At 40.7% G+C, this 5,024-nt stretch carries 7 protein-coding genes; 6 read left to right on the top strand and 1 reads right to left on the bottom strand.

Going from position 1 to position 5,024, the window contains the following annotated elements; all coding sequences use genetic code 11:
- Positions 1 to 255: 255 nt before the first annotated feature.
- Positions 256 to 594 carry a YrhB domain-containing protein gene (locus GVO60_RS22035; protein ID WP_159657869.1) on the top strand — a complete coding sequence of 113 codons (339 nt, stop codon included), beginning with the start codon at positions 256 to 258 and terminating at the stop codon, positions 592 to 594.
- A gap of 256 nt (positions 595 to 850) precedes the next feature.
- On the opposite strand, the gene GVO60_RS22610 is transcribed toward GVO60_RS22035, so the two are convergent.
- The gene (locus tag GVO60_RS22610; RefSeq protein WP_159657867.1) at positions 851 to 1,114 is read right to left on the bottom strand and encodes a hypothetical protein; all 264 of its coding nucleotides are present in this window, start codon (positions 1,112 to 1,114) and stop codon (positions 851 to 853) included.
- A 252-nt stretch (positions 1,115 to 1,366) separates the two neighbouring features.
- Between GVO60_RS22610 and GVO60_RS22020 the strand changes: the two genes are divergently transcribed.
- The 5 genes from GVO60_RS22020 to GVO60_RS21995 all read left to right on the top strand — a co-directional run bounded on the left by GVO60_RS22020 (position 1,367) and on the right by GVO60_RS21995 (position 4,906).
- Positions 1,367 to 1,834: a cold shock domain-containing protein gene (locus GVO60_RS22020; RefSeq protein WP_159657863.1), complete on the top strand. Its 468-nt coding sequence runs from the start codon at positions 1,367 to 1,369 to the stop codon at positions 1,832 to 1,834.
- 527 nt (positions 1,835 to 2,361) lie between these two features.
- Positions 2,362 to 2,913, top strand: a complete 552-nt coding sequence (locus GVO60_RS22015; protein WP_159657861.1) for a hypothetical protein — start codon at positions 2,362 to 2,364, stop codon at positions 2,911 to 2,913.
- 155 nt (positions 2,914 to 3,068) lie between these two features.
- Positions 3,069 to 3,776, top strand: a complete 708-nt coding sequence (locus GVO60_RS22010; protein ID WP_159657859.1) for an Abi-alpha family protein — start codon at positions 3,069 to 3,071, stop codon at positions 3,774 to 3,776.
- A gap of 142 nt (positions 3,777 to 3,918) precedes the next feature.
- Complete coding sequence (locus tag GVO60_RS22000) at positions 3,919 to 4,236, top strand: hypothetical protein (RefSeq protein WP_159657857.1); 318 nt, start codon at positions 3,919 to 3,921, stop codon at positions 4,234 to 4,236.
- A 262-nt stretch (positions 4,237 to 4,498) separates the two neighbouring features.
- The gene (locus tag GVO60_RS21995; protein ID WP_140356168.1) at positions 4,499 to 4,906 is read left to right on the top strand and encodes a hypothetical protein; all 408 of its coding nucleotides are present in this window, start codon (positions 4,499 to 4,501) and stop codon (positions 4,904 to 4,906) included.
- The last annotated feature ends 118 nt before the right edge of the window (positions 4,907 to 5,024 follow it).

Here is a 5,024-nt window from a genome sequence, read left to right as displayed (position 1 = left end):
CCTTTCGTTCTCAGTGAGGTGCGTGTATTTCATGTTTTTTACTTCTTGGCGGGAGCAAAGTTCATGATTATCGCATCTCACTGTTTTTATGTTCAGAGGTGTCGCACTTCGTACTTGAATCCAAGCCAGTTAACAAACAATTCAAGCTGATTCGCAACGCTCGGCGCTTTCGGTTTCAATGGGTTTGGTGATTATGGTGAAGTGTTTGGGTAATGTGGCAGCGTTGCTCACAACTTAATTGGGCGTTAGGTGATTATGAAATATACGGAAGCAGTTAAGAAAGTAGAAGATTATCTGGAGTGTGAAGAAACTAAAATTAACAGTTTTGGTTCAGCTTTACCCAACTATGTAAATCCCAATATTAGGTTAAAAATTCAAGACAATGATACTGAAGAATATAATTTTGGTTGGGTATTCTATTACAACACCGAAGAGTTCATAAGAACTGGTGATTTTAGAGAGGCACTTGGTGGAAACGCTCCTTTAATTGTTAATAAATATACAGAGGAGCTAGTCATTACAGGCACTGCTGAGGATGTTGACTCCTACATTAAGAACTATGCAAAAACTGGGGGTCCTCGTACTAAGGCGTAGAACTCACCTAACAAAGCGTTTAAGGCAGATTCCCAACGCTTGGCATTTTCGGTTTGATTCAACTTTAGTGTTTACGGCACAATGGTTTAGGTCGGGTGGTGGCGTTGCTCACTACTTAACGCGGCGTTAGTCGCCAGAAAAAGCTTGCAGTCAAAATCATGTTTCTAAGCTCAAAACTTGGTGACTGATTGCTTGGTTCATTGTTCGATCTTCGATGGTCAAAGCTCAGTTTCATCGGTCCTAAATCAATATGTTGCTATTTTCCAAGCGGTTGTTTCGTTCTCTGATGCTGATAGAGCAGGGCAATCGAGAGTCTGTTTTCGGTTGCAACTCCGCTCGGTGAGTTTGTTGGGTACAAAGCAGATTTACTCGCTGAAATGACGTTTTCTCTGGTGTTGTAAGTTCCACGTAGTTTCAGTGACTTTGTTGAAAGTCCGCACTGTGAGATTGGCTTTCCAAAAGCGCTTTTTGGTGTTGTCAGTCCGTTTTCTGCGGCGTTGTTTGTTCCAAGTGGTTTCATTGAATAGCCGCTTTGAGACTACGCCTGACTTAAATGCATCAAAGCACATAAAGTTTGTTGTTCGCAAAGTTTAGTTCGGCTTAAAATTGTCGCTCGGTGCCTCGCGACTAACAAACTGCTCAAGAGGGATTCGCAACGCGTGGCATTTTTACTATGCGTTGATTTTAGTGATTAAGGTGCTTTGCGGTGGTTTTTGTATTGCGTTGCTCACCCCTTAGCAGGGCGTTATATCACTTCGAAGGAACAATAAATATGAAGGGTAAAATTGTTAGATGGATTGATGAGCGTGGCTTTGGTTTCATCAACTCTGATGAGTGCCAAGGCGATGTTTTTGTCCATATATCGAAGTTCAAAAAAGGCTATAGACGTCCTCAAGTTGGTGACGAGGTTGAATTTCAGGTCGACGTAGGTAATGGAAAAGCCAATGCCTATAATGTATCGCTTATTGGTGTCAAACCACGCAAAGATAAGTCATCGACATCTATCTTATCGGTTGTTTTTATTGGTTTAGCTATCGGCGTTTTCGGCTACTTTGCTGTCGAAAAACTGTTTACTACACCAGAATACGAAAACATGGGCTTTGTGTGTCAGGGTAAGACTCATTGTAGCCAAATGATGTCCTGCAATGAGGCGAAGTTTTATTTAGAAAATTGCCCAAATGTACAAATTGATGGAAATCGAGACGGTGTACCTTGTGAAATGCAATGGTGTACCAATTAAGGCGTGATATAACAATAAATTTAAGAGTGATTCACAACGCTCGGCGCTTTCACTTCAAGCCAGTTTAGTGTTTATGGCACAATGGTTTAGGCAAGGAGGTTAGCGTTGTTCACACCTTAATTTGGCGTTATGTAACAGGCTGATTTTCAATGTTGTTTAGTCTTTCGAAATGCCGAAATCCCTCCCAACTCTTAGGTTTCTGGCTCTGCACTTTTGATCGGCTCTTTCGCAATGATTCAAGGTTAACGATAGCGCAACTCACTCGGTTGGTTCATTTCGGCTTGTTTCTTTGGCTCAAAAGCCAAGTCATTCGCTGAAACTCACTGTTCTGAAATCGTTGTAACACCCCTACCTCAGAATTTGGCTTTCGCACTCAAATCCATCAAAAGAACCTTGAGTGCAAGGTCGTTTTTAGTAGTCTGGAGGCAACAATAAAGTCCGAACATGTAATTACATAACAAGCAATTCAAGCAGACCCTCAACGCGTGGCATTTTTGGTTTGCAGGTATTTCAGTGGTTACGGTGTTATGCAGAAACTATCGTTGTGCGTTTCGGGCTACTTAATTGGGCGTTATGTACTTAGAGAAAAACTATATATATTTGAGGGTGCAATGAGAGCAGTACTATTGGGGCTTGCTTTAGTTTTAGCTTGTCAATCAGCATTTTCTAGTGAAAAGCATCAAGCTCTTCAGGGGCTGGACAAGTTAATTAAGTCTAGCGACGTTATAAATGATACGAGTTCGAAAGAAACAACTAGAAGCTCAATGTTGAGCAAAGACTTCGTACTATATCGATGTGTTCTTTCCGAGTTAGAGCGGCAAGGACAATATAGCAATGATAACGCAATTGTTGCTGTAATGACTAATAAGCCGAAGATCATCAGTGTTACATCTGAAATACAATATTGGATACTTGGCTTAAGCAAGGCTGCCCATTCAGGATATTCCAAAATATGCTCAGCAGGTCAGTCTAATGAAGTGTCATTAGTTGTTTCAGGCTTTCTACAAAGCTCTCAGTTGTACGAAAGGCTGGCAATTTTAAACGAACATGGTTGGCGTGAGCCATGGCAACCAAAATAAACGAAACACGTACATAACAAGCAATTCAAGCTGATTCGCAACGCTCGGCGCTTTCGGTTTCAATTGGTTTGGTGATTACGGTGCAGTGTTTGAGTGTGGTGGCAGCGTTGCTCACAACTTAATTGGGCGTTATGCGTAAAAAGTAAGGAGATATAATGTCTGAAGACAATAAAAGTTTAGATTTAGCTGGATTAGGTCAAGTCGCTAAGGCTATTCCACCTGAAGTTTATACGCAGACAACAAGCACTGTTTTGAATACGTTTGATAAATTGGTTGCACCTATCACGGAAACAACAGATGGTCTAGGGCGCTATATAAAGCAAAAATTTGATAATATGGTTGAAGTTGAAAAAGCCGTTGCAACTTACACTCTAGAAAATGCAGTTCAAAAAGCAAAAAATAAATCTGTACGACTGAATAAGCCGTTAGTTGCCCCTTGCCATAACAAGAGTTTTGTCAAAACAATCGAAGAGTCTTCTAAAGAAACTGACCCTATTTTACATGAAATGTGGGAAAATTTACTCGCTGAACAACTGGTCGATAATGCATTTCACCCGCATTTTGTTGAGATTTTATCTCATTTTAGCCCTAGGGAAGCTTGGCTATTAATGAAGCTGCGGACAAAAGACCAAGTTACAGATCATAAAGGTGGGTATATCTCGTATGATGAAGATAGTTTTACTCATTGGCTGTCGAATGGAAGTAGCGCAGATTTACAGCCTTGGAATTATTCCTGTACTCTACTAGATGAATTTAGGTTTGTTGGCTTACTTGCTCCTGATAAAAATAAGTATTCAGAGAGTACCGTTATCTTGTATTTGACCGTTGCAGGGCAAGAGTTTTTAAAGTCAGTATCACCATAATACGCATAACAAACTGTTTAAGAGTGATTCGCAACGCGTGGCATTTTTACTATGCGTTGGTTTTAGTGTTTAAGGTGGTATGCGGCGGCTTCGGTATTGCGTTGCTCACACCTTAACAGGGCGTTAGGCTTCAGGAGGTCATATGAACCCAAGTATGGTAGCTTTGCATTCACACTGGCTGAATGCTGATGCTGTAAAGATCGAAATCAATACAGCTTTACCAGTCGATGAAAGTTATTCATGTGAGTTGCAAACCTTATCTCAGTTTCACTCATCGTTTCGGCGGATTTCGGTTTTTTACTCATTGTTATACGTTGTAGTCGAAGGCTATCGTGAACTTGGCAGTACTGATGAAAAAGTGGACTCATTATTGGAACAACACGATTTTGTAGATGCCTTGAGGCTTTTTAGGAACGCCACATTTCATTATCAAAAAGCACCAATACCCGAAAAACTATGAAGTTTCTTGAAACCGAAAATAGTGAAAACTGGATTCAAGATCTTCATGTTGGCTTTCGTCGGTATTTCGAACAGCAGTTGCCGATAAAGGAAACAATGGAGAAACTAAAAGCCTAACAAAGCGTTCAAGACGGATTCCCAACGCATGGCGTTTTCGGCTTTCTTCAGTTTAAGTGTTTATGTCACAATGGTTTAGGTAGGGTGGTTGGCGTTGCTCACCACTTAACGCGGCGTTAGGCTCCCACTCAAAACTAGGAGTTAAAATGGAAAATTTTATTCAGCTTATTGCTGCATTTGGCATTGGTGGCTTGATCGTAAAGTTGATCGACATTTTTATTCTCCAGCCTTACCTAGTAAAAAAAGAGCTCAATAAGTGGCTCAGAGAAAAAAAACTGGAAGCTTATTCGTTAGCGGTTGAAGACATTACTGCTATGGGCTTTAAAAACACTGAAGAATCACCGTTTGAAAACCTAGGTAATCTTTCAAGAACACTTTTGTTGGTGGAAGACCCGAAGCTTCAAAAACTTATTGAATCTCACATCTTTGATAGGGCTAATTTGCATGACTGTGAGTCTGACTCCCCAAATCAAAATGAACTGTTTAGCAAGGTACATTCTGACGCCCAAAAAATTATCTTGGCATTAAAGAATGACTTGAGAGAGGGTGCTTAGTATCAAGTTTGAAGTGCGACACTTTTTACAGATGCGCATGAATATACTCCTGAGGTGTAAAGAACCCAAGTCTTTTCCTTGGGCGCGAGTTTAGCTTTCCAGCTATTTGGTTACAGAG

The sequence above is a fragment of the Vibrio atypicus genome (assembly GCF_009811315.1).
Lineage (GTDB): Bacteria > Pseudomonadota > Gammaproteobacteria > Enterobacterales > Vibrionaceae > Vibrio > Vibrio atypicus.
Note: the sequence above shows the minus strand (reverse complement) of the source record. Positions and strands in the feature narration are given on the sequence as shown.

What these genes read in the sequence shown, in the direction of transcription:
- GVO60_RS22035 (WP_159657869.1), top strand. Translation starts at nt 256, where the DNA reads ATGAAATATACGGAAGCAGTTAAGAAAGTAGAAGATTATCTGGAGTGT.
- GVO60_RS22610 (WP_159657867.1), bottom strand. Translation starts at nt 1,114, where the DNA reads ATGAAACCACTTGGAACAAACAACGCCGCAGAAAACGGACTGACAACA.
- GVO60_RS22020 (WP_159657863.1), top strand. Translation starts at nt 1,367, where the DNA reads ATGAAGGGTAAAATTGTTAGATGGATTGATGAGCGTGGCTTTGGTTTC.
- GVO60_RS22015 (WP_159657861.1), top strand. Translation starts at nt 2,362, where the DNA reads ATGCAGAAACTATCGTTGTGCGTTTCGGGCTACTTAATTGGGCGTTAT.
- GVO60_RS22010 (WP_159657859.1), top strand. Translation starts at nt 3,069, where the DNA reads ATGTCTGAAGACAATAAAAGTTTAGATTTAGCTGGATTAGGTCAAGTC.
- GVO60_RS22000 (WP_159657857.1), top strand. Translation starts at nt 3,919, where the DNA reads ATGAACCCAAGTATGGTAGCTTTGCATTCACACTGGCTGAATGCTGAT.
- GVO60_RS21995 (WP_140356168.1), top strand. Translation starts at nt 4,499, where the DNA reads ATGGAAAATTTTATTCAGCTTATTGCTGCATTTGGCATTGGTGGCTTG.